The organism is Streptomyces sp. Edi4 (assembly GCF_040253615.1).
In the GTDB taxonomy this organism is placed as follows: Bacteria; Actinomycetota; Actinomycetes; order Streptomycetales; family Streptomycetaceae; genus Streptomyces.
The window spans coordinates 4675492-4701294 of record NZ_JBEJGY010000004.1 but is presented as its reverse complement, the minus strand read 5'-3'; the positions used below and the strand labels follow the sequence as shown (position 1 = coordinate 4701294).

The window sequence follows — 25803 nt, the reverse complement described above, 5'->3', positions numbered from 1 at the left end:
GTGCCGGGCCGAACGGGGGGCGCCCCCGTCCGATCAGGAGCGCGGCACGTTGCGTTCGTACACGAGGCGTAGGCCGATCAGGGTCAGCCAGGGCTCGTGTTCGTCGATCTCTTCGGCCTCGCCCAGCACCGTCGGGGCCAGGCCGCCGGTCGCGATCACCGTCACGTCGTCCGGGTCGCCGTCGGGGCCGACCAGTTCGCGCTTCATGCGCCGTACGACGCCGTCCACCTGGCCCGCGAACCCGTACACGATGCCGGACTGCATGGCCTCGACGGTGTTCTTGCCGATCACCGACCGGGGCCGGGCCACCTCGATCTTGTGGAGCTGGGCGCCGCGCAGGCCGAGCGCGTCGACCGAGATCTCGATGCCGGGGGCGATCACGCCGCCCGTGTACTCGCCGCGCGCGGTCACCGCGTCGAACGTCGTGCCCGTGCCGAAGTCGACGACGATCGCGGGGCCGCCGTACAGCTCGACGGCCGCGACCGAGTTGACGATGCGGTCGGCGCCGACCTCCTTGGGGTGGTCGGTCAGGACCGGCACGCCCGTCTTGATGCCCGGCTCCACCAGGATCGCCGGGACGTCGCCGTAGTAGCGCCGGGTCACCTCGCGCAGCTCGTGCAGGACGGAGGGGACGGTCGCGCAGATCGCGATGCCCTCGATGCCGTCGCCGAGCTCCGCGCCGAGCATGGGGTGGGTGCCCATCAGGCCGTTCAGGAGGACTGCCAGTTCGTCGGCGGTGCGGCGCGGGTCCGTGGAGACGCGCCAGTGCTCGACGACCTCCTCGCCGTCGAAGAGGCCGAGGACGGTGTGGGTGTTGCCGACGTCGATGGTGAGCAGCATCAGGCCGAGCCCTCTCCGGCCTCGCGCAGGTCCAGGCCGATGTCCAGGATCGGCGAGGAGTGCGTGAGGGCGCCCACCGCCAGATAGTCCACGCCCGTCGCCGCGTACTCCCGGGCGTTGGCCAGGGTCAGGCGGCCCGAGGACTCCAGCATCGCGCGGCCCGCGACCAGGTCGACCGCCTCGGCGGTCCCGGCCGGGGTGAAGTTGTCGAGCAGGATCAAGTCGGCCCCGGCGTCCAGGACTTCGGTGACCTGCGCCAGGGTGTCGACCTCGACCTCGATGGCGAGACCCGGGAAGCGGTCGCGTACGGCCTTGAACGCCTCGGCCACGCCGCCGGCCGCGACCACGTGGTTGTCCTTGACCAGCGCCGCGTCCGACAGGGACATGCGGTGGTTGACGCCGCCGCCGCAGCGCACCGCGTACTTCTCCAGGGCGCGCAGACCCGGCGTGGTCTTGCGGGTGTCGCGGACCTTGGCACCCGTGCCCTCAAGGGCGTCGGCCCAGGCACGGGTGGCGGTGGCGATGCCGGACAGGCGGCACAGCAGGTTGAGCGCGCTGCGCTCGCCGGTCAGCAGGTCGCGGGTGCGGGTGGTGACGCTGAGCAGCTTCTGGCCGGCCTCGACGCGGTCGCCGTCGGCGACGTGCCGCTCGACCTCGAACTCCTCGGTGCACACGATCGACAGGATCGCCTCGGCGACGCGCAGACCCGCCACCGTGCCGGCCTCGCGCGCGGTGAAGTCGCCGGTGGCGACGGCGTCCTGCGGGACGGTGGCGGCGGACGTCACGTCGACGCCGCCGTCCAGGTCCTCCTCGATGGCGAGGTGGGCGATGTCCTCGACCTGGACGGGGTCGAGGCCCGACTCGGCGAGCAGCGCGGCGAGCGCGGGGTCGAGGCCGCACTCGTACACCTCGTCACCACCGCAGCCGCAGTCGTCGCCGCAGCCGCCGCCCTGGGCGGGCGCACCGATCTGGATCAGGGGGACGTCCACCGGCTGGGGACGAAATTCCTCGGGCGTGCTCACGGTGACGGCTCCAGGGGGGTGGCGAGGGTCGGGGGGAAGGTGGCGGCCGGGGTGGGACGGATGTCCAGGGACCGCTCGGGGGTGAGGCGGACGACGAGGTGGCGCTGCCAGTCCGCGTCGTCGCGGTCGGGCCGGTCCTCGCGCCAGTGGCAGCCGCGGGTCTCGGGGCGGGCGGCGGCCGCCGCGACCAGGACGCGCGCGACGAGCAGCAGATTTGTGGTCTCCCACGCCTCGACGCCCGGCACGGCGGCCTTGTGCTCGTCGGCGCCGATCGCCTCGAGGCGGACGGCCGCCTCGGCGAGGCTGTCGGCGGAGCGCAGCACTCCGGCGCCTCTGGTCATGGTCCGCTGGATCTGGATGCGGGCGGCCGGGTCGAGCAGCGGCACCGGCTCGCCGTGCCAGCCGGAGTCAACGGCCGTGCCCGGTACGGGAGTTGACGCGGCCCCCGTGGATCCGGCGGCGCCGTTCGCCACGATGTCCGCCGCGATGTTCTCCGCGAAGACCAGGCCTTCGAGCAGGGAGTTGGAGGCGAGCCGGTTGGCGCCGTGCACACCGGTGCAGGCGACCTCGCCGCACGCGTACAGGCCGGGCACGGTGGTGCGGCCGCGCAGGTCGGTGCGGATGCCGCCGGAGGCGTAGTGCGCGGCGGGGGCGACCGGAATGGGCTCGGTCACCGGGTCGATGCCGTGCGCGCGGCAGGCGGCCAGGATGGTGGGGAAGCGGTGCTCCCACATCTCGGCGCCGAAGTGGCGGGCGTCCAGATACATGTGCTCGGCGTCCTGGGCCCGCATCTGGCGGGTGATGGCCTTGGCGACGATGTCGCGCGGGGCGAGCTCGGCCAGCTCGTGCTGCCCGAGCATGAAGCGGGTGCCCGCCGCGTCCACGAGGTGGGCGCCCTCGCCGCGTACGGCCTCGGAGACCAGCGGCTGCTGGCCCTCGGCGTCGGCGCCGAGGAAGAGGACGGTGGGGTGGAACTGGACGAATTCGAGGTCGGAGATCTCGGCGCCGGCCCGCAGCGCGAGGGCCACACCGTCGCCGGTGGACACCGACGGGTTGCTGGTGGCCGCGAACACCTGGCCCATGCCACCGGTGGCGAGCACCACCGCCGGCGCGCGCACCGCGCCGACGCCGTCGTGCTGGCCCTCCCCCATGACGTGCAGGGTGATGCCGGCGGTACGTCCTTCGGCGTCCTTGAGGAGGTCGAGCACCAGCGCGTTCTCGATGGTGCGCACCGCCCGGGTGCGGACCGCCTCGACGAGCGCGCGGGAGACCTCCGCGCCCGTCGCGTCGCCGCCCGCGTGCACGATGCGGCGGCGGTGGTGGCCGCCCTCACGGGTCAGCGAGATCGCGCCGGACTCGTCGGTGTCGAAGTGGGCGCCGGTGTCGATCAACCGCCGTACCGCGCCGGGGCCTTCGGTGACCAGCAGGCGCACCGCGTCCACGTCGCACAGGCCGACCCCGGCCACCAGGGTGTCGTCCAGGTGCTGCTCGGGGGTGTCGCCCTCGCCGAGCGCGGCCGCTATGCCGCCCTGCGCCCAGCGCGTGGAACCGTCGTCCAGGCGGGCCTTGGTGACGACGACCGTGGCCAGACCCGCGGCGGTGCAGCGCAGGGCCGCGGTCAGGCCCGCGACGCCGGAGCCGACGACCACGACGTCCGCGTCGATGGACCAGCCCGCGGCGGGCGCGTCGAGCCGTATACCTGGGGCGGGCGCCTCGGTGCCCGTCGTGCCGGTGGTGGTCATGCCAGTGCTCCGAACGTGAGCGGGATGTTGTCGATGAGGCGCGTGGTGCCGACGCGCGCGGCGACCGCGAGGACCGCCTCACCGGCGAACCCCTCGGGTGCCTCGCGGAAGGTCGCCGGGTCGACCAGCGCCAAGTAGTCGGCGACGACCGGGGGTTCGGCCTTGGCCGCGTCGTCGAGCACGCCCTGGGCGACGGCCCTGATCGCGGCGGGGGACGGCGCGGCGGCGGCCACCGCGTGCGCGTCGGCGGCGGCGCGGGCCTCGCCCATCGCGGTCAGCGCGCCGGCCCTGCCGAGGCCGGTGCCGCCGGCGGCGGCCCGCGCGAGCAAGGCGTGCTCGGCGGCGAGCCGGTCGCGGGCCGCGAACAGGGCGCGCGAGAGCGCGAGGGCGGCGGTGCGCTCGGCGGGCGCGAGGTAGCGGTTGCGGCTGGACAGGGCGAGCCCGTCCTCCTCCCGCACCGTCGGTACGCCGACGATCTCCACCGGGAAGTTCAGATCGCGCACCATCCGCCGGATCAGGGCCAGTTGCTGGGCGTCCTTCTGGCCGAACAGGGCGAGGTCGGGCGCGGTCAGGTGGAGCAGCTTGGCGACGACGGTCAGCATGCCGTCGAAGTGGCCGGGGCGCGCGGCGCCCTCAAGGAGCTCGCCCATGGGGCCCGCCGTGACGCGCACCTGGGGCTCGCCGCCGGGGTAGACCTCCTCGACGCCGGGCGCGAACACCGCGTCGGCGCCCTCGCGTTCGGCGATCGCGCGGTCGGCGTCCAGGGTGCGCGGGTAGCGGTCAAGGTCCTCGCCCGCGCCGAACTGGAGCGGGTTGACGAACACGGTGACCACGACCTGGCCCCCGGGGCCCGCCAGCCGGCGCGCGGTGCGGATCAAGGTGGCGTGGCCCTCGTGCAGCGCGCCCATGGTCATGACCACGGCGCGGCGCCCGGTCCGGCGAAGGGCCGCGAGCTCGGCGCCCGTACGCACCAGGGCGGTGGCCCCGGACTCGGCCTCCTGGGCGGTCCGCGCGTTCATCGGGCATCTCCTTCCGCGAGCACCCCGAGCAGGTCCTGGGCGAGCTCGGGCTTGAGCAGTCCGTGCGCGAGCGCGCGATCGGCGGTCGTACGGGCCATGGCGAGGTATCCGGCGACCGTGCCCGGCGCGTGCTTGCGCAACTCCGCCACGTGGGCGGCGACCGTACCGGCGTCGCCGCGCGCGACCGGGCCGGTCAGCGCCGCGTCACCCGAGCGCAGCGCGTTGTCCAGGGCCGCGCCGAGCAGCGGGCCGAGCATCCGGTCGGGGGCGCCGACACCGGCCTTGCGCAGCAGCTCCATCGACTGGGCGACCAGTGTGACCAGGTGGTTCGCACCGAGCGCGAGGGCCGCGTGGTAGAGCGGGCGGGCCTCCTCCTCGATCCACTCGGGCTCGCCGCCCATCTCGATGACCAGCGCCTCCGCCGCAAGCCGCAGCTCCTGGGGCGCGGTCACGCCGAAGGAGCAGCCCGCGAGGCGCTGGACGTCCACGGCGGTCCCGGTGAACGTCATCGCCGGGTGCAGGGCGAGCGGCAGCGCGCCGGCCCGGCGCGCGGGGTCGAGGACGGCCGTGCCGAAGCGGCCCGAGGTGTGCACCAGGAGCTGCCCGGGCCGGACCGCGCCGGTCTCCGCGAGGCCCTGGACCAGGCCCGGCAGGGCGTCGTCGGGGACGGTGAGCAGGACGAGGTCGGCGCGCTCCATGACCTCGGCGGGCGGGAGCAGCGGCACGTCGGGCAGCAGGGCGGCGGCCCTGCGCACCGAGGCGTCGGAGACGCCCGAGACGGCGACCGGGCGGTGGCCCGCGAGCTGGAGCGCGGCGGCGAGCGCGGGACCGACCCGGCCCGCGCCGACGACGCCCACGGCGAGGCGGGCGGGGCGGTCCGCCGGGCTGTTCTCGTGACGGTGCTCTGGTGGTGCGTTCACGTGGTGGGGCCTTCCGTTCCAGTCCGCGAGGGGTACCGGACGCCAAACCAAAATCAATCGGCCCCGTCATGCTACGCCCAGGCCCCGGAAACCCCCTTGGTTGTCCACAGGCTGTGGGCGATCATCGCGCCATGGCAGAAAACGAACACGCCCCTCTGGCCGACACGGCCCCCGCCACCCCGGACGATCAGCCCGAGCAGACCCCGGAAGCGGCTCGCAGGCACCGTATCGCCGTCCACCGCGGCGCCCGGCGCAGGCTGGCGGACTCAGCCGTCGACCAGAGCGTCGGGGAGCGTCTTACGGCCCTGGTGGCGGACGCGGGCGAGGTCTACGACCTGAACGAGCCCTCCGACATCTACGGCGACGGTCCCGTGGCCGAGCTGGAGCGCCGCGCCGCCAAGGAACTCGGTTTCCCGGCCGCCGCCTTCTTCCCCAGCGGCACGATGGCCCAGCAGGTCGCGCTGCGCTGCTGGGCGGCCCGTACCGGCGACCCCACGGTCGCCCTGCACCCCATGTCCCACCCCGAAATCCATGAGCGCGACGCGTTCAGCCAGGTCAGCGGGTTGCGTACGGTGCATCCGACCGATGCGCCGAGGCTGCCGGACGCGGCGGAGATACGCGGCTTCGACGAGCCCTTCGGCATCCTGATGCTGGAGCTCCCGCTGCGCGACGCCGGGTTTGTGCTCCCCACCTGGCAGGAGCTGGTGGCCGTGGTCGACGCGGCCCGCGAGCGGGACGCGGTGGTGCACTTCGACGGCGCCAGGATCTGGGAGACGGCCACCCACTTCGGGCGCCCGCTCAGCGAGATCGCGAGCCTCGCGGACAGCGTCTACGTCTCGTTCTACAAGTCGCTCGGCGGCCTCTCCGGCGCGGTCCTCGCGGGCCCGGAGTCGCTGATCGCCCAGGCGCGCACCTGGCGCCACCGCTACGGCGGCCAGATCTTCCAGCAGTTCCCCGCCGCCTTCGCGGCCCTGTCCGGCCTGCGCCGGGTGCTGCCCGAACTGCCGTCGTACGTGGCGCACGCCAAGATCGTGGCCAAGGCGCTCGCGGAGGGCTTCACCGAGGCCGGCGTGGCGTGGTTCCGGGTCAACCCCGAGGTGCCGCACACCCATGAGTTCCAGGTGTGGCTGCCCTACGACGCCGACGTGCTGAGCGCGGCCGCGCTCCGGCAGACCGAGGAGAGCGGGGTGTGCCTGTTCCGGCGCTGGTTCGCGGCGCCGGCCGGCCCGCCCGGGCTCTCCTTCACGGAGGTCACGGTCAACGCGCCGGGTCTGGAGTGGACCGCCGAGGACGTGCGCGCGGCCGTGGCGGACTTCGTACGCCGGATCGTGTGAGCAGCGGGGCGGGGCCGGACGCGGACGGCCGGTGACCGCGCCCGCCGCGCCCGCCGCACCCGCACCCGCCGCGCCCGCTCAGCGGCAGGCGGGCGGGCTGCGGTGCCCGCCAGGGCGTGGCGGGGCGAACAGATGGGCCAGGGCCGCCCGTAGCCGCCCGGTGGCGAGCCGGCCCGCGAGGACCGCCTCGAAGCGGCGGTAGTCCCGCAACTCCTTGAGGACCGCCACGTCGTGGGTGCCGGGGAGCGGCGGGGCGGGCTCCCCGAGCCGGGCCGCGCGGTAGGCGTCGATCATGTGCTGCTGCATCGCGTCCATGCCTCAACGGTGCGCCCGCCCGGGCCTCCTGTCGCGCCGATTGACGGGCGCCGTCAAACGGCGCGCGGTGCGGGCGCCGGATTGACCAGGAGCGTCAATCGACGAAGGCGCTGTCAGTGGTCCGGTGCACCATGGGCGCATGAGCGTGACCATCGACATCACGGGCCTGGCGCCCGAACGCATCGGCTTCGCGGTCTCCCCGCTGGCCGAGCTGGGCCTGGCCCTGCACGCGCTCTCCGAGCCCGGCCACCACCCCGGTCTGCACGGCTGGGCCACCGCGACCGCGGCCGCGCTGCCGCCCGACCTCGCCGACCGGCTGCACGAGGCGGAGTTCCTGTGGCGGCACACCTTCTCCGACGTGTTCATGCCCTTCGCGGGCATACCCGGCCAGGGCGGCACCCCCGGCTCGACGCTCGCCGAGGACCTGGACCTGCTCGACCGGCTGTCCGACGAGCGGTTCACCTCCGCCGCCCTGGAGATCACCTGCAACCTGTACAGCGTGAAGACGCCCTCGCCGCTGTGCGACCCGGCGATGCGGACGCGCGCCCTTGAGCTCGCGGCCAACCGGGGCCCTCGGCAGGTGGACTTCACGCGCCGGCTGCTGGACGATCCCGGTTCCGTGCGGGCCTGGCTGCGGCGTCTCCTGGAGGACTGCGACCAGGCGTTCTTCGCGGACACCTGGCAGCGGATCCGGGTCCAACTGGCCGCCGACGCACGGCACAAGGCGGAGCTGCTGCGCCGCAAGGGGCTCGACGAGGCCGTGCACGCGGTGTCGGCGGCCCTCAGCCTCGATGCGAGCGGCACCCGCATCGAGGTGGACAAGCTGTCCGAGGGCCACACCACCGCCACCGACCCCGAGCCCGGCGCCGGGCTCACCTTCGTACCCACGTCGTTCGGCTGGCCCCATCTGATGGTGCTGCACGCGCCGGGCTGGCGGCCGGTGATCCACTACCCGGTGCACGGGCCCGAACTGCCGTCGCCCGCCTCGGTGGACCTGCTCAAGCTGCGCATGGAAGCCCTCGCGCACCCGATGCGGATGCGCCTGTGCCGCAACCTGGCGCGCTCGCCCAACACCACGGGAGAGCTCGCCGAACAGCACGGGATCACCGCACCCGAGGTCTCCCGCCATCTGGCCGTCCTGAAGCGGGCCGGCCTCCTCACCACCCGGCGCCGGGGCCGCTATGTGCTGCACCAGCTGGACCTGACGGTGGTGGCCCGCCTGGGCAGCGACTTCCTGGAGGGGGTGCTGCGCTAGCGCCCCGGCCGGGCGGCTCCTCAGCCGGCCTTCAGCAGGAGCTTCCCCGTCGATGTCCGGCTCTCCATCAACCGGTGGGCGGAGGCGGCCTCTTCGAGGGCGAACTCGGCGGTGACCGGCAGCTCCACCTCCCCGCCGATGGCGAGGGACAGGGCGCGGTCCGCGATCGCGCGCAGGGCGGCGGGGTCGTCGGCCGCCAGGCCCAGGATGGAGAAGCCGGACACCGAACGGGCGCGTGGATACAGCTCGTTCTGGCCCACCTGCCAGGCCGCGTCGCCGCTCGCGTTGCCGTACGAGACGAGACGGCCGAACAGGGCGAGCGCTTCGAGGCCGTGGCGCAGGGTCTCGCCGCCGACGGGGTCGAGCACCAGGTCCACGCCCCGGCCGCCGGTGGCGCGCAGGACGTCCGTCGCGAAGGTGTCGGTCAGGAAGGCGTCGTCATAGCCGTGCGCGCGGGCGTACTCCGCCTTGGCCTGGCTGGAGACCACCCCGTAGACCGCGCCGGCCCCGGCGAGCCGGGCGAGCTGCCCGGCGACGGTGCCGACTCCCCCCGCGGCGCCCTGCACCAGGACGCTCTCGCCCGGTTGCAGCCGGCCCACCTCGTGGATCAGGGCGTGCGCGGTGGGCAGCACGGTGGGCAGGGTCGCGGCGGTGCGCAGGCTCATCCCGGCGGGCAGCGAGAAGACGGTGGCGGCCGGGGCGACGGCCACGTCCGCGTAGGCGCCGCCCTCGGTCATCGCGGCGACCTCCTGGCCGACCGCGATCCCCGCCACCCCGTCGCCGACGGCCCGCACGCGCCCGGAGAGTTCGAGCCCGGGCACGAAGGGCAGCGAGCCCACCCGGTACCCCGCCGAACGCGCCTTGAGATCCGCGAAGTTGACGCCGACGTACGCGACGTCGACGCTCACCTCGCCCGGCCCCGGCTCCGGCACCTTCGCCTCCACGAGCCGCAGCACCTCGGGACCGCCGAACTCGTCGAACCTGATCGCACGCATGACGCCACTTCCCCCTGGCTCGGCCGCGCCGGCTCGGTCACATTGGCCGGGCCACGCCGCATGGTTCCGTACGCGACGATAGTACGACGCTCGTCGTACTATGCCAACAGGCGGCGGCGTAAGGGTGGTTCAGGCGGAGCCGCCCGCCCGGACCAGACCCGTCTCGTACGCCAGGACCACCACCTGGACGCGGTCGCGCAGCCCCAGCTTGGTCAGGATGCGGCCCACATGTGTCTTGACCGTGGCCTCCGACAGGACCAGGCGCGCGGCGATCTCCCCGTTGGACAGCCCCTGGGCCACCAGGAGCATGACCTCGCGCTCGCGGTCGGTGAGCCTGCCCAGCTGCTTGTGCTCCGGCTCCTTGCCGCTCGCGGGGAGCATCGGGGCGAACCGGTCGAGCAGCCGCCGGGTGGTGGACGGCGCGACCACCGCGTCGCCGCTGTGCACCGAGCGGATGGCGGCGAGCAGTTCGGCGGGCGGCACATCCTTCAGCATGAACCCGCTGGCGCCCGCCTTCAGGCCGGAGAAGGCGTACTCGTCGAGGTCGAAGGTGGTCAGGATCAGCACCTTCGGCGGGTTCGGCTGCTCGCAGATGCGCCGGGTCGCCTCCACCCCGTCCAGCCTCGGCATGCGCACATCCATCAGGACCACGTCCACGGCGGACGCGCGCAGGATGTCGATCGCCTCCGCGCCGTCGCCCGCCTCCGCGACGACCTCCATGTCCGGCTGGGCGGCGAGCACCATCCGGAACCCGGTGCGCAGCAGCACCTGGTCGTCGACGAGCATCACGCGGATCGTCATCGTTCCCTCTCCATCACGCCGTACCGAACCATCACGTACGTCATTGCCGTACGAGCCGTACAGAAAGTCGCGGGCGCCGGGGCCCGCCGGGCGCGCGGGCGCGGCCGGGGTGCTCGTGGCCCGGGCGGCTCGTGGCCGGGCCATCAGCGGGCCGGTTTCAGCGGCAGCAGGGCGCTGATGCGGAAGCCGCCGCCGGGGCGCGGGCCCGCGTCGAGAGTGCCGCCCACCATGCCGATCCGCTCCCGCATGCCGATCAGGCCGTGGCCCTGGCCGTCCGCGCCGCCGTCCTCATACATCTCGTGGGCCGCTCCCCTGCCGTCGTCCTCGACCAGAAGGCCGAGCCCGTCGTCGAAGTAGACCAGCCGCACGCTCGCCCCCGCGTCGGGGCCGCCGTGCTTGCGGGTGTTGGTCAGGGCCTCCTGCACGATGCGGTACGCCGTGAGCTCGACACCGCTGGGCAGGGCGCGCGGGGTGCCCTCGACCTTGAAGTCGACGGTGAGGCCGGCACCCCTGACCGTCTCGACCAGGTCCTCGATCTGGCGCACGTCCGGCTGCGGCACGTACTCCCCCGCCTCCTCGTGCTCGCCCGTCCGCAGCACACCGAGCAGCCGGCGCATCTCGGCGAGCGCCTGGCGCCCGGTCATCGAGATCGTCTCAAGGGCCGTCCTCGCCTGGTCGGGCGAGGTGTCCATCACGTACGCCGCGCCGTCGGCCTGCACCACCATCACCGACACGTTGTGCGCCACCACGTCGTGCAGCTCGCGGGCGATCCGGGCCCGCTCGGCGGCGACCGCGACCTTGGCCTGCGCCTCCCGCTCCCGCTCCAGGCGCGAGGCCCGCTCCTCCAGCTGCGCGAAGTACGCCTTGCGCGTGCGCATCGAGTCTCCGAGCACCCACGCGAGGACGAAGGGGACGGTCATGATGATGACGAAGAACACCTTCTCCGGCCCGCTGTTCGCGTCCCCCGTCTGCATCCAGCGCACATGGGCGAGCGGCGCCGCGCACAGCGTCGCCACGAGCGCCACCCGTGAGGCCCAGCGCCGGCCCGCCGACGCCACCGTGTAGACGATGACCAGCATCGCGAAGTCCTGGACCTGGGGCGGCACGTTCAGCGCGAGCTGGCCCACGCCCAGGGCGATCACCAGGAGCAGCATCCGCTCGGGAACCCTGCGGCGCAGCGCCACGGCGGTGGCCATACCGGCCGCGAGCGCGATCTGGATGGCCGCGGCCGCCTGCCGGGTGCTCTCCGCCGCCGCCACGATCTGGAGGCAGGAGAACCCGAACAGGATGACGGCCCAGAAGGTGTCGACCCCGGTCGGGTGTCTGCGGATGAAATCGTAGAGGCGTTGCACGTAACCCAGCGTAGGGAAGCCGGATAGGTGCAGGGGTCAACCGCCGGGGCGATCCTGGCTCCGTCGGCGTACTCCGCAAGGTGGAGACTGGCCCCGTGACGGATGAGACGTGTCAGCACTCCCCCGAAGGCTCTGGCTCCGGGCTCCTCAGGCCGGGGCTCCTCGGGCCGGGGCTCCTCGGGCCGGGGCTCGTCGGATGGCGGGAGGCGACCGAGCGGGCGCTCTACGGCGAGGGCGGGTTCTATCTGCGGCCCGAGGGCCCCGCCGGGCACTTCCGCACCTCGGTGCACGCCTCGCCGCTCTTCGCCGGAGCCGTCGCCCGCCTCCTCACGGAGGTCGCGGCCCGGCTCGGCCCTGGCCCCGTCGACCTGGTCGACGTCGGCGCCGGGCGCGGGGAGCTGCTGACCGGGGTGCTGGCCGCGCTGCCCGAAGACTTCCCCGTGCGCGCGTACGCCGTCGAACGGGCGGCGCGTCCGGCCGGGCTCGACGAGCGCGTCGAGTGGCGCGCCGCCGTGCCCGGGCGCGTACGGGGCCTGCTGTTCGCCAACGAGTGGCTGGACAACGTGGCCGTGGACGTGGCGGAGGCCGACGAGGACGGGGTGGCCAGGCTCGTCCTCGTACGCCCCGACGGCACGGAGGTGCTGGGTGAGCCAGTGTCGGGCGCGGACGCGGCGTGGCTCGCGCGCTGGTGGCCGCTGAGCGAGCCGGGTGCGCGCGCCGAGATCGGATGGCCTCGGGACCGGGCGTGGGCGGGTGCGGTCGGCGCCCTGGAGGCGGGGCTCGCGGTGGCGGTCGACTACGCGCATACGCGGCAGACCAGGCCGCCGTTCGGGACGCTGAGCGGGTTTTGGGGCGGGCGGGAGGTCGCGCCCGTGCCGGACGGGTCGTGCGACATCACCGCGCATGTCGCGCTGGACGCCTGCGCGCTGCCGGGGGCGGAGCTGGTGACGCAGCGGGAGGCCCTGGCCGGCCTCGGCGTCTCGGGCGGGCGGCCCCCGCTGTCCCTCGCGACGTCGGACCCGGCGGCGTACGTGCGGGCGCTGGCCCGGGCGGGTGAGGCCGCCGAGCTGACCTCGCGAGGCGGGCTCGGCGACTTCCTGTGGCTGCGCCAACGCGTCTGAGCACCCGCCCGCCGGGGTCGGGGATACTGGGGCGCATGACGGAGACCACGGTCGGCATCGGCGGCGGGGCGGAAAGCACCGACATGGTGCTCAACATCGGCCCCCAGCACCCCTCCACCCACGGAGTGCTGCGCCTGAAGCTCGTCCTCGACGGCGAGCGGATCCAGCGGGCCGAGCCGGTCATCGGCTACATGCACCGCGGCGCGGAGAAGCTGTTCGAGGCGCGCGACTACCGCCAGATCGTGATGCTGGCCAACCGCCACGACTGGCTCTCCGCGTTCTCCAACGAACTCGGCGTCGTCATGGCGGTGGAGCGGATGCTCGGCATGGAGGTCCCCGAGCGCGCCGTGTGGACCCGCACGCTGCTCGCCGAGCTGAACCGGGTCCTCAACCACCTGATGTTCCTCGGCTCCTACCCGCTGGAGCTCGGCGGCATCACCCCCATCTTCCACGCGTTCCGCGAACGCGAGGAGTTGCAGACGGTGATGGAGGAGGTCTCCGGCGGCCGCATGCACTACATGTTCAACCGCGTCGGCGGCCTCAAGGAGGACCTGCCGCTCGGCTGGCTCGGCCGGGTGCGCCACGCCGTCGCCTCGGTGCGCTCCCGCATGGACGTGTACGACCGCCTCGTCCTCGGCAACGAGATCTTCCGCGGACGCACGCGCGGGGTGGGCGCGTTGTCGGCCGAGGCCGTGCACGCGTACGGCGTGAGCGGACCCATCGCCCGCGCCTCCGGCGTCGATTTCGACCTGCGCCGCGACGAGCCCTACCTCGCCTATGGGCAGCTCCAGGACACCCTGAAGGTCGTCACCCGAACCGAGGGCGACTGCCTCGCGCGCTTCGAGTGCCTGCTGGAGCAGACGCACAACGCGCTCGACCTGGCGGACGCGTGCCTGGATACGCTGGCCGAGCTCCCGCCCGGGCCCATCAACCAGCGGCTGCCCAAGGTGCTCAAGGCGCCCGAGGGCCAGACGTACGCCTGGACCGAGAACCCGCTCGGCATCAACGGCTACTACCTCGTCAGCAAGGGCGAGAAGACCCCGTACCGGCTGAAGCTGCGTTCGGCCTCGTACAACAACATCCAGGCCCTGGCGGTGCTGCTGCCGGGGACGCTGGTGGCCGACATGGTGGCCATCCTCGGGTCGCTGTTCTTCGTCGTGGGCGACATCGACAAGTGACATCGACAAATGACCGCGAAGTGAGCGAAGTGGTCCGCGCGTAGCCGAAGTCGCCCGCCGGCCGGGCCTGTTCGCCGCCGACGGTTCACGAGGACCAGTGGCCGCGTGCCGCCGCCAGGACGAAACCCGGACCGAACCCGATGAGCAGGCCCCTCGCGCCGTCGGCCGGCGGGTCCTCGAACGTACGGGACAGGACGTCCAGGACCGCCGAGCCGCCGAGGTTTCCGTTGCCGGCGAGGCTGTCCCAGGCGTGCCGCAGCGCCTTCTCTTCGAGGCCGAGGCCGGCGGCCGCGTCGTCGAGGATGCGCGGGCCGCCGGGGTGGACCACCGCGAAGTCCAGCGGGGCCTCCTGGGGGCGGAGCCAGGCGCGCAGGGCCGGGAGACTGTCGTTGAAGGAGTCGGTGGCCGCCCGCGTGGAGTCGAAGTGCAGCCCTGCGCCGCTCAGCCGCCCCCGGTAGCGCTCCGCGCTGTCGGGCAGCAGGTACTCGAAGGTGTCCGCCACGACGAAGGCCGGCCCGTCCCACGCGGGGCGCCCCGAGACGACGGCGGCGGCCGCGCCGTCCCCGAACAGCACCTTGTAGACCATGGATTCGAGACTGCTGTCCTCGTGGTTGTACGTGGCGGCCGACAGGCATTCCGAGGTGACGACCAGGACGTTGGCGCCGGGGTTGGCGGCGATGTCCTGGCTGGCGCGGACCACGCCCTGGGCGCCGCCCACGCAGCCCGCCGTACCCAGGGGGTGGCGGCGCACATCGGGCCGCAGGCCGAGCACGCCGATCAGATGGACGTCCAGCGAGGGCACGGTCCACGATGTGGTGTGGCTCGTGACGAGGGCATCCACGTCCTCGGGCCGCAGTTCCGCCCTCGCGAGGGCCCCCCGCGCCGCGTCGGCCGCGAGGGCCGACGCGTCTGCGTACGCGGCCCGGTTGCGCTCCTCCAGCAATGCGTTTCCGGCCACCGTCGGCGCGTTCAGGGGGCGGGTGAAGTAGCGGGTGCGCACCGTGGTGGCCCCGGCGATCCGCAACATCGCCTCCAGGCGCGGCAGACCGGCGTGGGCCTGCCGGATGTCGGCGAAGATCTCGTCGGTGGTCACAGCATGCCCCGGCAGGACGACACAGGGAGGGGCTATGTGAGCGGGCACGGACGATCTCCCTCGAGAATCGAAAAGGGCGGATCATCAACGTACGTCAGCTGGCCTGAATTGATCCCGGAAAAGTCAAAAGTGGGTCAACTGAAGTGACGGTATGTCAGGTGCTTGTCAAATGCGGTGCGGTGGGGCGCACAGGAGGGCCCCCGACGCTTGGGGGGGAGCGTCACCCGTAGCGGGGGCGGTCACCGGGGGCGGCCACGGAGCGCGGAACGGCGGCCGTGGCCATGCTCTGCACCCGTGCCCCCTGGTAAGTCGGCGGACGCTTGAACACCATGGTGCCGCGGGCCCGCTCGGGGGGAGGGAGCCCGCCCGGATGCCGGCTGCCCCGCGCATCCGGACTCTGCGTCCGGTACCGACACCCGCCGACAGCGGCCCCGGCGCCGGACGCAGACCCCTGCCCACCTCGTCGCACGGCCCGGCGCGGGGGCGCCCGGCGCGGGGGCGCCCGGCGCGGGGGCGCCCGGCGCGGGGGCGCCCGGCGCGGGGGCGCCCGGCGCGGGGGCGCCGAGAACGGGGGCGCCGAGAACGGGTGGGGCTGAGAACGGATGCTGGTGCCCCGAACGCGCGCGGCGCCGAGGCCGCGTGCCGTCCGGCGAACGGGCGCGGCGCCGAGGCGGCGTGCCGTGCCGTGCCGCGAACGGGTGTTACGAGATCGCGGTGCGCAGCCGCACCACGTCAAGCTGCTCCGTCTCGTCGTGCGCGGTCAGGTCGATGACCTCGCCCACGACCTTCTCGGGCCCCTGCTGCGCCCGGCTCGCCAGCACCTCGGCGCCCACCACATCGGCAAGGTCCTCGTCCTGCACGGCCTCGATCGCGGCGGCCACCGCCTGCCGGGCGTCCGGGACCTGCCGGGCGTCCGCGACGGGCTCGGCCGTCTCGTCGGCATCCGCCGGCTGGGCCTCCCCGGACCGCTGGGGGTCCTGCGCGCCACCCGTGCCGAAGAAGTCGAAGCTGCCCTCGGGGCGCACGGCGCGGCGGGCCGGATGGGGCACCACGGCCGACGCCACCGGCGCGGGCGCCGCGGGGAGTTCGGCCTGGCGGGGCTTGGCGGTGAGGGCGGTCGCCGGGCGGGTGTGCTCCCCGCTGCCGAGGACCGCCGAGGGCTTCCCCCGGGATTCCTCCGCCTCCCGGGCGCCGGCCCCGGACCGCGCCGGGTCGTCACCGGACCGCGCCGCGCCGGCCTGCGCGCGGGCCTTCGCCTGGCGTTCGGCGCTCAGCGAGAGGCGTTCCAGGGCGCGGGCGGCCGCCAGATAGGACTCCGGCGTGGGCGTACTGCCCGAGCGCGCAAGGGCCTTGGGCCCGCCCGCTTCGAGGGCGAGCTGACGCCGGCCCTCCAGCGCGCTGGCCCGCTCGGTCTCGGCGTTGGCGTAGCGCCGCAGCAGGGCGGCGTGCTCGCCGCGCAGCCCGGCCAGCTCCTTGCGCTTGGCGCGCAGCTTGGCGTCGAGGCGGCCGCGCAGCTCGCGCGACTCCTCCAACTCGCCCTCGAGCTCGGCGATCCGCTCCTCGGTGCGCCACTGGTCGGCCGCGCGCGAGCGGGTCAGCTCGGCGACGCGGCGGCCGGCGGCCCGGTCCCAGGAGCGCATCAGGACGGAGCCGGTGACACAGGCCGCGGCGGCCGCGGCGGCCAGCGCCCTGAGCACCGCCGGTTGATCGAAGAGCCAGGCGCCACCGGCGCAGATGACCGAGACGCCGGCGACGGCCGACGGCTGAAGGAGCCGGTGCAGCGGAGGGGAATGACGGTGGCGTCCACGTGGCATGGCCTGAAATTTACCGTGTGTAGACGCCATATGGACCCTCGCCTGCCAATCTGTTTCCCTGCGGTTACTCCGATCGCCAAATTCGGCTACTTCTTGATCAGTCCCTTCGACTGGAGATACTGCTTGGCGACATCGGCCGGCTTGGCCCGCTCGGCGTCGACCTTGCGGTTGAGGCCGACCAGATCGTCGGTCGTCAGCGCCTTGGTCAGCTTGCCGAGCGCGTCGGCTATCTCCTGGCTGCCCGCTTCCTTGGCATTGACGACCGGCAGCACGTTGTCGGCGTTCTGGAGCTTCTTGTCGTCCTGGAGCAGCACGAGGCCGTAGGTGTCCAGGGTGGCGTCGGTCGTGGTGGTCAGCACCAGCTGGTCCACTCCGTCCTTGACCGCCTGCTTGGCGCCGGGGGTGCCGACGCCCTTGGGGTCGATGCCGGTGACGTCGATGCCGTACTTGGCGGTCAGGCCCGGCGCGCAGAAGGGCCGCACCTTGCACTCGTCACCGGCGGCGACCTTCACCCCGATCTTCGAAGCGCCCAGGTCCGAAAGAGTCTTGAGGTGGTTCTTGGCGGCGAATTCCTTGGTGACCGCGAACGCGTTCTGGTCGACCGCGCCGCCGGCCGGGAGAACCTTCAGGCCCCGGGGCTCCGCGAGCTTGGTCAGTTCGCCCAGCGTGGCGGTGACATCGCTGGAGGCCAGCGGCTTGTCCTTCGCCTTGTCGCCGTTCACCTTGGCATTGAGGAATTCGGTGAGCGTGGCCGCGTATTCCGGTACGACGTCGATCTCGCCCTTCTCCAGGGCGGGTTCGTACAGTTCCCGGTTCTTCACGGTGGTGATCGAGGTCGCATACCCGGCGTCAGCCAGGACCTGGGAGTACAGCTCCGCCAGGACCGACGACTCGGTGAAGCCGCCCGCGCCGATCACCAGCGAGCCCTTCTTGCCGCCGCCCGTACTGCTGGACCCGCCGGACGTGCTTGAAGCGCTTTTGTCCTTGCTCTTCTCCAGGCTGTCGCCGCCGCACGCGGCGAGCGTGCCGGCCAGGGCGAGGGTGCCGAGCACCGCACCGGTCGTGCGCAGGATCTTGCTCATCAGGGTTCACCAATCGGAAGGCGTCGCGTGATCAGGGGTGTCGCGGACAACTGAGGGGGCGTAAGGGATCGGAGAGACACAAGGAGGGGGCGGGCACGGCCGGGGCCTGGGTCACGAGCGCTTGCGCAGCGGGCTGAAGAGGCGGTCGAGCGCCACCAGAGCGCCCTCCACGAGCAGCGCGAGCCCCGCCACCAGCAGGGCCCCCGCCACCACCTGCGGGGTGTCGTACACCGCGAACCCCTCCGTGACGATCCGCCCGAGCCCTCCGAGCCCCGCCATCGCGGCGATCGTCGCCGTGGCGATGATCTGCACCGCGGCGGAGCGCAGCCCGGTCATGATGAGCGGGTAGGCCAGCGGCAGCTCGACCTGGAGGAAGACCTGACGCCCCGACATCCCCATGCCGCGCGCCGCCTCCACCGCCGCCCGGTCCACCCCGCGCATGCCGACATAGGCGTTGGTCAGCAGCGGCGGCACCGCGAACAGCACCAGGGCGATCACGGTGGGCAGATAACCCGCGTTGCGCAGCGGCGTCACCATGAACAGGGCCAGCACCGCGAAGACGGGTATCGCGCGGCCCACATTGGAGATGTTGACGGCGAGCGCCCCGCCCTTGCCGATGTGCCCGAGCCAGAGCGCGAGCGGCAGGGCCACCAGGCAGGACACGGCCAGGGCGAGCGCGCTGACGTAGACGTGCTCGCCCAGGCGGTGCCAGGCGCCGTCCTGGCCCGACCAGTTGGCGCCGGTGGTCAGCCACGTCCACGCCTGGGTGAAGACTCCCATCAGACCGCCTTCGCCGTACGGATACGCGTCCACGGGGTGAGCAGCCACTGGACGCCGAGGAGCAGCAGGTCGGCGGCGACGGCGAGCACCACGCACAGCACCGAGGCGGTGAGGATCTGCGCCTTGAAGAAGGTGGGCAGGCCCTGCTCGATGAGGTTGCCGAGGCCGCCGTGGTCGACCAGGGAACCGATCGTGGTCAGCGCGACCGTGGCGACCGTGGCGATCCTGAGCCCGGCCATCAGGGCGGGCAGCGCGAGCGGCAGCTCGACCTCGAAGAGCAGGCGTATACGTCCGTATCCCATGCCCCGGGCCGCTTCCAGCGCGTCGGCGGGCACCGATTCGAGCCCGGCCAGGATGTTGCGCACGAGGATCGTCAGCGAATAGAGCACGAGGCCCGTGATCACCAGGCCGGCCGAGAGGCCGAACACCGGGAGCAGCAGGGCGAACATGGCGAGCGAGGGCACCGTGTAGAGCACGGTCGTGAAGCCGAGGACGGTGGCCGCGACGCCCTTGCGCCCGCGTGCGAGCAGCGCGAGCGGGAAGGCGACGAGCAGCCCGATCACCACCGAGACGGCGGTGATCCAGATGTGCTGGACCGTCGCGTCGGTCAGCTCCTGGCTGCGGGAGCTGACGTACTCCCAGCAGATCCAGTCGTTCGCCGCCAGACAGCCGGCCGCCATTCCCCCACCTCCCTCGCACCGCACCCGGTGCCGATACCCGTGCTCTGATACCCGGCCCGGCCCCCCTGAATCCCGGCATGGATCCTGGCCTGCGTCCCGGCTCTCCGAACGTACGTACCAAACCCTATCCCCGGGCACTGACAATCGCCGTGAGCCTTCGGGGTACCGCAACATGGGCTTCACACAAGCGCGCCCGCCAGCCTTCACAATGGGGACCCATGATCCGGTTCGAGCACGTCACCAAGCGGTACGCCGACGGCACCATCGCCGTGGACGATCTCTCCTTCGAGGTGGCCGAGGGTGAACTGGTCACCCTGGTCGGCCCGTCGGGGTGCGGCAAGACCACCACGATGAAGATGGTCAACCGTCTCATCGAGCCCACCGAGGGGCGGATATGGGTGGACGGCGAGGACATAGCGTCCGTCGACCCCGTCCAGTTGCGGCGCCGCATCGGCTATGTGATCCAGCAGGTCGGGCTCTTCCCGCACAAGACGGTCCTGGAGAACACCGCGACCGTCCCGCATCTGCTCGGCGTCAAGAAGGCCGCGGCCCACCGGCGCGCCGCCGAACTCCTCGACCTGGTCGGCCTCGACCCCAAGACGTACGGCTCGCGCCATCCCGAGCAGCTGTCCGGCGGCCAGCGCCAACGGGTGGGCGTGGCAAGGGCGTTGGCGGCCGATCCGCCGGTCCTGCTGATGGACGAGCCGTTCGGCGCGGTCGACCCGGTGGTGCGCGAGCGGTTGCAGAACGAATTCCTCAAGCTCCAGTCGCAGGTGCGCAAGACGGTCCTGTTCGTCACCCACGACATCGAGGAGGCGGTCCGCCTCGGCGATCGCATCGCCGTCTACGGGCAGGGCTCCATCGAGCAGTTCGACGCCCCCGCCGCCGTGCTCGGCGCCCCCGCCACCAACTACGTGGCGGACTTCGTCGGCGCGGACCGGGGCCTCAAGCGGCTCTCGGTGACACCCATCGAGGAGAGCGACCTGGAGCAGCCGCCCGTGGTCCATCTCGACGATCCGCTTCCCGCCGACATCGCGCGCTGGGCCGTCGTCCTGGACAGCGACGACAACCTGCACGGCTGGATCTCGGGCGAGCAGGCCCGGCTCGGCACGGGCACGGTGCGCGAGCACGCCCGGCGGATGGAGGCCTGGCTGCCGGTCGGCGCCTCCCTCAAGCAGGCGTTCGCCACGATGCTCCAGCACGACGCGGGCTGGATCGCGGTGATCGACCGCGAGGAGCGCGGCCGCTTCCTCGGCGTCCTGACCCCCGCCCGGCTCCACGAGGCGCTGCGCCGCTCCATCGACGCGGACGCGAACGCGGTGCCGCGCACCGAGGTGCGGGTCGAATCGGTGGAGTCGGTCAGCTCGCGCTGAGCCGTCCGCTGATCCACTCCAGGGTCGGCGGGATCTCGCGCCGCCAGGTGTTGAAGTTGTGCCCGCCGCTGTCGAGCGTGATGGAGGACACGCGGCCGGGCGCCTTCACCTTCTTGATGAAGGACTGCGTCGGCTTGTAGTTGTCCTCGCCCGAGAGGGAGCTGGTGACCAGGAAGGACGACGTGCCCGTCGGCAGGTGGTCCAGGCTCCACAGCAGGTTGGCCCGGTTCTTCTCCTGCTCGTTGCCGTGGAAGAGGTCACCGGTGGTCGGGTCGTCGGCCGCCTTGTAGTACGCGGACAGGCCCGCGCTCGCGGCGAACTGCTCGGGGTGGTGCATGCCGATCTTCAGGGCGCAGTAGCCGCCGGTCGAATTGCCGATGAAGCCCCAGTTCCGCGGCTTGGTGCCGACGCGGTAGTGCGCGGAGATCGCGCCCGGAACGTCCTTGGCGAAGAACGTCTCGGTCTGCGGCCCGTTCGGTATGTCCACGCACTCGGTGTCGCGCTGGCCGGCCACCGTGGGGCGCATCATGACCAGGATCATCGGCTGCGACTTCTTCTGCTTGGCCTGCGCCCAGGCCGTCTTCGGATACCGCAGGCCCTTGAGCAGGTTCTCGGCGGTGCCCGGGTAGCCCGTCAGCACGATCGAGGCGGGGAAGGTCTTGTTCTCGTACGCCTTCTGGAAATACTCGGGCGGCAGATAGACATAGGCCGGGCTCGTTATCTTCGACTTCTCACCCACCAGGGCGATCTTCTGGATCTCTCCCCCCACCTGCGGCTTTCCCGCGCCCGGAGTGTCCGGCTTCTGCTGGGAGAGCACCTGGACGTTCTTGCCGCCCGCCGAGTGGTCCACGACCTTGCCCATGCCCTGCTCCTGGCCGAACAGGTCGGCCCAGGATCCGTAGAACAGGAACGAGTTGTTCGCCGCCAGACCGACCGAGGCGAAGATCGCCAGCTGGGTCGCGAGCAGCAGCCCGATCCGGCCCGTCACGGCTTTCCAGCTGCGGCGCGCCAGGCGCGGCCACAACCAGATGGTGACCCCGAACAGCACCACCGCGAGGAACACGGCGAGTGCCAGGACCTTGTTGCTCGTGAGACCCATGAGTCGATGAAACTTTCTGGCTGAGATTTTCCTGAAACCGAGGGAACCCGCCCCTCACAAGTCCCGTCCTAGAGGGCGCACATTGACCGGCTGGACGGCATGGACGCCGCCCCCGGCCAACTGAATCTCTCGCGGAGTCACGGGAAGCGATGTCTGTCAGGATAGATGGGGACAAAAACGGATCGGTTCCGACTCGTGTACGAAAGGTCCTCCGCGGGCCGCGCCCCGAGTCGGTTCCCAAGGTGGTCGGTACGGCCTGCTCTGTCGTAGGCCTCCTGGACGTGGCGGCCGGAGTCTTCGATCGCGTCCGGCACAGTCGGTTCCACACCGTCAGCGAAGTGCTGCCGGGCACCTTCGGCCCCTTCGCGGCGGCCGTGGCGCTCTGCGCCGGCATCCTGCTGCTGCTCCTCGCGCACGGCCTGAAGCGCCGCAAGCGGCGGGCCTGGCGGGCCGCCGTGGTGCTGCTACCGATCGGGGCGCTGGCCCAGTTCTGGTACCGGCACTCCGTCGTCGGAGTACTGATCTCATTGGTACTTCTCACGCTGCTGGTCCGCCACCGGAGCGAGTTCACCGCGCTGCCCGACCCGCGCAGCCGCTGGAAGGCGGTGGCGAACTTCTTCCTGATGGGCGCGGGATCACTGGGCCTCGGCCTGGTCATCGTGAGCGTGCACCCCAACCGCACGGTCGGCAATCCGAGCATCGTGGACCGCATCCAGCACGTGATGTTCGGCCTCTTCGGCTTCGAGGGCCCGGTCGAGTACCAGGGCAAGACCAGCTGGACCGTCGGCTACTCGCTCGGCGCGCTCGGTCTGCTCACCGCGGTCACCACGATCTACCTGGCCTTCCGGCCCGAGCACCCCGCCGCCCGCCTCACCGAGGACGACGAGCACAAGCTGCGCGACCTGCTCGCCAAGCACGGCGCACGGGACTCGCTCGGCCACTTCGCGCTCCGCCGCGACAAGGCCGTCGTCTTCTCGCCCAGCGGCAAGGCGGCCGTCACCTACCGCGTCGTCTCCGGCGTGATGCTCGCGTCGGGCGACCCGATCGGCGACGTCGAGGCCTGGCCCGGCGCGATCGAGCGCTTCATGGACGAGGCCAAGGCGCACTCCTGGACGCCGGCGGTCGTCGGCTGCTCCGAGACCGGCGGCGAGGTCTGGACCCGCGAGACCGGACTCGACGCCCTGGAACTGGGTGACGAGGCGGTGGTGGACGTCGCGGATTTCTCCCTGGCCGGACGCGCCATGCGGAACGTACGCCAGATGGTCAAGCGCATCGAGCGCAATGGCTACGAAACCCGCGTGCGGCGCGTTCGTGACCTGTCCGAGGGGGAGCTGGAACGTATCCGCCGGGCCGCCGAGGACTGGCGCGGCACCGACACCGAGCGCGGCTTCTCGATGGCGCTCGGCCGCATCGGCGACCCCAACGACGGCGACTGTGTGATCGCGACGGCCCACAAGGCCGACGAGGAGGGCGAGACCCCGACCCCTTACGGCGACCTGAAGGCCATCCTTCACTTCGTCCCGTGGGGCAAGGACGGCATGTCCCTGGAGATGATGCGCCGCGACCGCTCGGCCGACCCCGGCATGAACGAGCTCCTGATTGTGGCGTCGCTTCAGGCGTGCGAGAAGATCGGCGTCAAGCAGGTCTCGTTGAACTTCGCGATGTTCCGCTCGGCGCTGGCGCGCGGCGAGAAGATCGGGGCGGGGCCCGTGCTCCGGATGTGGCGCGGGCTGCTGGTCTTCCTGTCCCGCTGGTTCCAGATCGAGTCGCTGTACAAGTTCAACGCGAAGTTCCAGCCGCGGTGGGAGCCGCGCTTCATGGTGTACCGGGCCCATGCCGACCTCCCCCGCATCGGTTTCGCCGTGATGCAGGCGGAGGGCTTCGTGAACCTGGGCCTTCCGGGGCCCCTGGCCCGCCTCACGCGCGCGGCACGGCGGGAACGGGCATGCGCGCACGTGCCGCCGAAGGAACAGACCCCCCACGCGGCCTGACCCTGCGGGCCCTCGGCCCCCGACCCCGGTCCCGGCAAACGCCGAGGCCGGGGTTTGCCGTTGCCCGGGCCCGCACGTGGCGCCCCTGAGCATCCGGTACCGGCCAGGGCGGCACCCGCAACCCGCCCTTCGCGCAGTTCCCCGCGCCCCTGGGCATCCGATGCCGGCCCGCACCGGCCGCCTCAGCCCGTCGTGGGGCCCCCTGGCCCTTACGGCCTTGAGGGAGATTGAGGAGCGAGGCCGTTCAGGCCGGACGGGGTCTGGGGCGGAGCCCCAGGGTCCCTTCACCCCCGGAGGGTTCAGGGAAGGGGCGGGGAGGGGCCAGAAACCGGGGTCGGGGCGGAGCCCCGGGGCGTCGCATCCCGACCCCGGCCCACCTCAGGCCCGCTCGAGCGACGGCGCAGCCGCCCCCGCCCCCGCCTCCACGTCTGCCGAAGAGGAAACCACTTCCGCCTCGACCCGCCGCCGCCGATCGGCGGAGAGCCCCACCAGCGCAACCGCGATGACCAGCACGAACGCACCCCCGGCCAACGCGAAGGACAGCGTGAACTGACTCTCCGCGGGAAGCGGAGGCACCCCCTTCGGCAACCCGGACAGCACCTTCGACGCCAGCAACGAAGTGATCACCGCACTGGCGATCGCCGACCCCACGGACCGCGAGATGGAGTTGATCCCGTTGGCGATCCCGGTCTGGTGGTGCGGAACACTCGCCACGATGAGCGCCGGCATCGCCGCGTACCCGAAACTGATGGCCGCACCGATCAGCATGCCCGCGAGGATCACGGACGCCGTCGAGTCGTGCGCCCCGGTCAGCCAGGCGAAGCCGAGCACACCGAAGGCCGCGCCCGCCGCGAGCGTGAACCGCGCCCCGATCCGCCCCACGAGCTGCCCGCCGAGCGGCGCCGCGATCAGCGAGACGAGGGTGGTCGGCAACAGGTACTCGACGGAGGCGCGCAGGACGGTCGCCGAGAACCCGTACCCGGTCAGCTTGTCCGGCATCTGCACCAGGTAGGAGACGCCGATGAACTGGGAGAACATCGCGAAGCCGAGCAGCAGCCCGGCCAGGTTGGTGAAGAGCACCGGCCGGTGCGCGAACATCCGCATGTCGACCATGGGCGCGGCGACCAGGCGCTCGACCAGGACCCAGACCCCGGCCATGACCACGGCGCCGACGAAGAAGCCGATCGTACGGCCGGAGGACCAGCCCCATTCGTGGCCCTGCGAGATGGGCAGCAGGAGCAGGACGAGGAAGGCCGCGAGGGTGGCCGCGCCCAGCCAGTCGGTGCGTCCGCCGGTCTTGTTGCGGGAGGCGGGCACGACGACGATGACCGCGACCAGGGCGAGCACCGCGAGGATCACGGCGAGCCAGAACACCCGGTGGTAGTCGGGGTGCGAGCCCTGCGTGAGCAGACCCGCACCGACCAGCGCGAGCCCGCTGCCGAACGCCAGCGTGCCGCTGACCAGCGCCATCGCCCCGTGCAGCTTCTGCTGCGGTATCTCCTCGCGCAGGACGGAGAGCGCCAGCGGGAAGATCGCGGTGGCCGCGCCCTGAAGCACCCGGCCCACGATCAGGAGGGTGAGGGAGCTGGTGGTGGCGGCGAGCACGGAGCCCGCGACCATGACCACGAGCACACCGATCAGCGTCGGCTTCTTGCCGTGCATGTCGCCGAAGCGCCCGAGCAACGGGGTGAAGACGGCTGCGGAGAGCAGGGTCGCGGTGGTGACCCAGCTGACACCGGACGTGGAGGTGCCGAGGTCGTTCTGGATGATGCCGAGGATCGGCACGACCAGGGTCTGCATCATCGAGACGACCATGGCGGCGAGGCCGAGGACCAGGACGAGCCCGGTGCCGCCGCTGGGACGTTGGTTAGTGGTCACTGTTTCTTCCGTACGGCTGGAGAGGTACTTGAGCAGAGCGAAGCTTGATTACCTCAAGCAACTTAATGAAGGTAAAGCTCAAAGGTTGAGGTAGTCAAGTTTCGGCCGGACCGGGGGTT

At 72.4% G+C, this 25803-nt stretch carries 22 protein-coding genes; 6 read left to right on the top strand and 16 right to left on the bottom strand.

Annotation, left to right across the window (positions count from 1 at the left end; translation table 11 throughout):
• Window positions 1–33: 33 nt before the first annotated feature.
• From ABR738_RS23360 to ABR738_RS23340, 5 genes are read right to left on the bottom strand one after another with little or no spacing between them, the layout of a single operon-like run.
• A complete protein-coding gene (locus tag ABR738_RS23360; protein WP_350231931.1) occupies window positions 34–840 on the bottom strand; it encodes a type III pantothenate kinase in 807 nt (268 codons plus the stop codon).
• Window positions 840–1862 (bottom strand): carboxylating nicotinate-nucleotide diphosphorylase, encoded by a 1023-nt coding sequence (gene nadC, locus ABR738_RS23355; protein WP_350231930.1) that lies wholly within the window; start codon window positions 1860–1862, stop codon window positions 840–842. Before nadC ends, ABR738_RS23360 begins: the two co-directional genes overlap by 1 nt.
• On the bottom strand, window positions 1859–3604 hold the full coding sequence (locus tag ABR738_RS23350) for an L-aspartate oxidase (protein WP_350231929.1): 1746 nt from the start codon (window positions 3602–3604) through the stop codon (window positions 1859–1861). Before ABR738_RS23350 ends, nadC begins: the two co-directional genes overlap by 4 nt.
• Complete coding sequence (gene panC / locus ABR738_RS23345; protein ID WP_350231928.1) at window positions 3601–4623, bottom strand: pantoate--beta-alanine ligase; 1023 nt, start codon at window positions 4621–4623, stop codon at window positions 3601–3603. The genes ABR738_RS23350 and panC overlap by 4 nt, the downstream gene beginning before the upstream one ends.
• Window positions 4620–5543, bottom strand: a complete 924-nt coding sequence (locus tag ABR738_RS23340; protein ID WP_350231927.1) for a Rossmann-like and DUF2520 domain-containing protein — start codon at window positions 5541–5543, stop codon at window positions 4620–4622. Before ABR738_RS23340 ends, panC begins: the two co-directional genes overlap by 4 nt.
• A gap of 131 nt (window positions 5544–5674) precedes the next feature.
• On the opposite strand from ABR738_RS23340, the gene ABR738_RS23335 reads away from it, so the two are divergent.
• Window positions 5675–6877: a threonine aldolase family protein gene (locus tag ABR738_RS23335; protein ID WP_350231926.1), complete on the top strand. Its 1203-nt coding sequence runs from the start codon at window positions 5675–5677 to the stop codon at window positions 6875–6877.
• 78 nt (window positions 6878–6955) lie between these two features.
• On the opposite strand, the gene ABR738_RS23330 is transcribed toward ABR738_RS23335, so the two are convergent.
• Window positions 6956–7192 carry a hypothetical protein gene (locus tag ABR738_RS23330; protein ID WP_350231925.1) on the bottom strand — a complete coding sequence of 79 codons (237 nt, stop codon included), beginning with the start codon at window positions 7190–7192 and terminating at the stop codon, window positions 6956–6958.
• Window positions 7193–7337: 145 nt separating this feature from the next.
• Here ABR738_RS23330 and ABR738_RS23325 point away from each other — a divergent pair, with 145 nt between their 5' ends.
• The gene (locus ABR738_RS23325) at window positions 7338–8447 is read left to right on the top strand and encodes a DUF5937 family protein (RefSeq protein WP_350234697.1); all 1110 of its coding nucleotides are present in this window, start codon (window positions 7338–7340) and stop codon (window positions 8445–8447) included.
• Window positions 8448–8467: 20 nt separating this feature from the next.
• On the opposite strand, the gene ABR738_RS23320 is transcribed toward ABR738_RS23325, so the two are convergent.
• From ABR738_RS23320 to ABR738_RS23310, 3 genes are all read right to left on the bottom strand, one after another.
• Window positions 8468–9442: a quinone oxidoreductase family protein gene (locus ABR738_RS23320; RefSeq protein ID WP_350231924.1), complete on the bottom strand. Its 975-nt coding sequence runs from the start codon at window positions 9440–9442 to the stop codon at window positions 8468–8470.
• A gap of 129 nt (window positions 9443–9571) precedes the next feature.
• On the bottom strand, window positions 9572–10243 hold the full coding sequence (locus tag ABR738_RS23315; protein WP_350231923.1) for a response regulator transcription factor: 672 nt from the start codon (window positions 10241–10243) through the stop codon (window positions 9572–9574).
• Window positions 10244–10386: 143 nt separating this feature from the next.
• Window positions 10387–11595: a sensor histidine kinase gene (locus ABR738_RS23310; RefSeq protein ID WP_350231922.1), complete on the bottom strand. Its 1209-nt coding sequence runs from the start codon at window positions 11593–11595 to the stop codon at window positions 10387–10389.
• Between the two features lie 95 nt (window positions 11596–11690).
• On the opposite strand from ABR738_RS23310, the gene ABR738_RS23305 reads away from it, so the two are divergent.
• Window positions 11691–12716 (top strand): SAM-dependent methyltransferase, encoded by a 1026-nt coding sequence (locus ABR738_RS23305; protein ID WP_350231921.1) that lies wholly within the window; start codon window positions 11691–11693, stop codon window positions 12714–12716.
• Between the two features lie 35 nt (window positions 12717–12751).
• Entirely contained in the window at window positions 12752–13894 is a 1143-nt protein-coding gene (locus tag ABR738_RS23300; protein ID WP_350231920.1) for an NADH-quinone oxidoreductase subunit D, read from the top strand.
• Window positions 13895–13979: 85 nt separating this feature from the next.
• Here ABR738_RS23300 and ABR738_RS23295 read toward each other — a convergent pair whose 3' ends face one another.
• From ABR738_RS23295 to ABR738_RS23275, 5 genes are all read right to left on the bottom strand, one after another.
• A complete protein-coding gene (locus ABR738_RS23295; RefSeq protein WP_350231919.1) occupies window positions 13980–15035 on the bottom strand; it encodes a PhlD in 1056 nt (351 codons plus the stop codon).
• Between the two features lie 653 nt (window positions 15036–15688).
• The gene (locus ABR738_RS23290) at window positions 15689–16801 is read right to left on the bottom strand and encodes a serine/threonine-protein kinase (RefSeq protein WP_350231918.1); all 1113 of its coding nucleotides are present in this window, start codon (window positions 16799–16801) and stop codon (window positions 15689–15691) included.
• Window positions 16802–16887: 86 nt separating this feature from the next.
• Window positions 16888–17883: an ABC transporter substrate-binding protein gene (locus tag ABR738_RS23285; protein WP_350231917.1), complete on the bottom strand. Its 996-nt coding sequence runs from the start codon at window positions 17881–17883 to the stop codon at window positions 16888–16890.
• A gap of 111 nt (window positions 17884–17994) precedes the next feature.
• A complete protein-coding gene (locus ABR738_RS23280; protein ID WP_350231916.1) occupies window positions 17995–18663 on the bottom strand; it encodes an ABC transporter permease in 669 nt (222 codons plus the stop codon).
• A complete protein-coding gene (locus ABR738_RS23275) occupies window positions 18663–19343 on the bottom strand; it encodes an ABC transporter permease (RefSeq protein ID WP_350231915.1) in 681 nt (226 codons plus the stop codon). Before ABR738_RS23275 ends, ABR738_RS23280 begins: the two co-directional genes overlap by 1 nt.
• Before the next feature lie 218 nt (window positions 19344–19561).
• Here ABR738_RS23275 and ABR738_RS23270 point away from each other — a divergent pair, with 218 nt between their 5' ends.
• Window positions 19562–20716, top strand: a complete 1155-nt coding sequence (locus ABR738_RS23270) for an ABC transporter ATP-binding protein (RefSeq protein WP_350231914.1) — start codon at window positions 19562–19564, stop codon at window positions 20714–20716.
• Here ABR738_RS23270 and ABR738_RS23265 read toward each other — a convergent pair.
• Window positions 20703–21815: an alpha/beta hydrolase gene (locus ABR738_RS23265; protein ID WP_350231913.1), complete on the bottom strand. Its 1113-nt coding sequence runs from the start codon at window positions 21813–21815 to the stop codon at window positions 20703–20705. The genes ABR738_RS23270 and ABR738_RS23265 overlap by 14 nt on opposite strands.
• Before the next feature lie 149 nt (window positions 21816–21964).
• Here ABR738_RS23265 and ABR738_RS23260 point away from each other — a divergent pair, with 149 nt between their 5' ends.
• Entirely contained in the window at window positions 21965–23806 is a 1842-nt protein-coding gene (locus tag ABR738_RS23260; RefSeq protein WP_350231912.1) for a phosphatidylglycerol lysyltransferase domain-containing protein, read from the top strand.
• 378 nt (window positions 23807–24184) lie between these two features.
• Here ABR738_RS23260 and ABR738_RS23255 read toward each other — a convergent pair whose 3' ends face one another.
• The gene (locus ABR738_RS23255; protein WP_350231911.1) at window positions 24185–25684 is read right to left on the bottom strand and encodes an MFS transporter; all 1500 of its coding nucleotides are present in this window, start codon (window positions 25682–25684) and stop codon (window positions 24185–24187) included.
• Window positions 25685–25803: the final 119 nt, after the last annotated feature.

Excerpts from the sequence above, each read along its gene's own strand:
- ABR738_RS23270 (WP_350231914.1), top strand. The coding sequence starts at position 19,562 with ATGATCCGGTTCGAGCACGTCACCAAGCGGTACGCCGACGGCACCATC.
- ABR738_RS23260 (WP_350231912.1), top strand. The coding sequence starts at position 21,965 with ATGTCTGTCAGGATAGATGGGGACAAAAACGGATCGGTTCCGACTCGT.
- ABR738_RS23265 (WP_350231913.1), bottom strand. The coding sequence starts at position 21,815 with ATGGGTCTCACGAGCAACAAGGTCCTGGCACTCGCCGTGTTCCTCGCG.
- ABR738_RS23275 (WP_350231915.1), bottom strand. The coding sequence starts at position 19,343 with ATGGCGGCCGGCTGTCTGGCGGCGAACGACTGGATCTGCTGGGAGTAC.
- ABR738_RS23285 (WP_350231917.1), bottom strand. The coding sequence starts at position 17,883 with ATGAGCAAGATCCTGCGCACGACCGGTGCGGTGCTCGGCACCCTCGCC.
- ABR738_RS23300 (WP_350231920.1), top strand. The coding sequence starts at position 12,752 with ATGACGGAGACCACGGTCGGCATCGGCGGCGGGGCGGAAAGCACCGAC.
- ABR738_RS23280 (WP_350231916.1), bottom strand. The coding sequence starts at position 18,663 with ATGGGAGTCTTCACCCAGGCGTGGACGTGGCTGACCACCGGCGCCAAC.
- ABR738_RS23290 (WP_350231918.1), bottom strand. The coding sequence starts at position 16,801 with ATGCCACGTGGACGCCACCGTCATTCCCCTCCGCTGCACCGGCTCCTT.
- ABR738_RS23330 (WP_350231925.1), bottom strand. The coding sequence starts at position 7,192 with ATGGACGCGATGCAGCAGCACATGATCGACGCCTACCGCGCGGCCCGG.
- ABR738_RS23335 (WP_350231926.1), top strand. The coding sequence starts at position 5,675 with ATGGCAGAAAACGAACACGCCCCTCTGGCCGACACGGCCCCCGCCACC.
- panC (WP_350231928.1), bottom strand. The coding sequence starts at position 4,623 with ATGAACGCGCGGACCGCCCAGGAGGCCGAGTCCGGGGCCACCGCCCTG.
- ABR738_RS23315 (WP_350231923.1), bottom strand. The coding sequence starts at position 10,243 with ATGACGATCCGCGTGATGCTCGTCGACGACCAGGTGCTGCTGCGCACC.
- ABR738_RS23350 (WP_350231929.1), bottom strand. The coding sequence starts at position 3,604 with ATGACCACCACCGGCACGACGGGCACCGAGGCGCCCGCCCCAGGTATA.
- ABR738_RS23320 (WP_350231924.1), bottom strand. The coding sequence starts at position 9,442 with ATGCGTGCGATCAGGTTCGACGAGTTCGGCGGTCCCGAGGTGCTGCGG.
- ABR738_RS23360 (WP_350231931.1), bottom strand. The coding sequence starts at position 840 with ATGCTGCTCACCATCGACGTCGGCAACACCCACACCGTCCTCGGCCTC.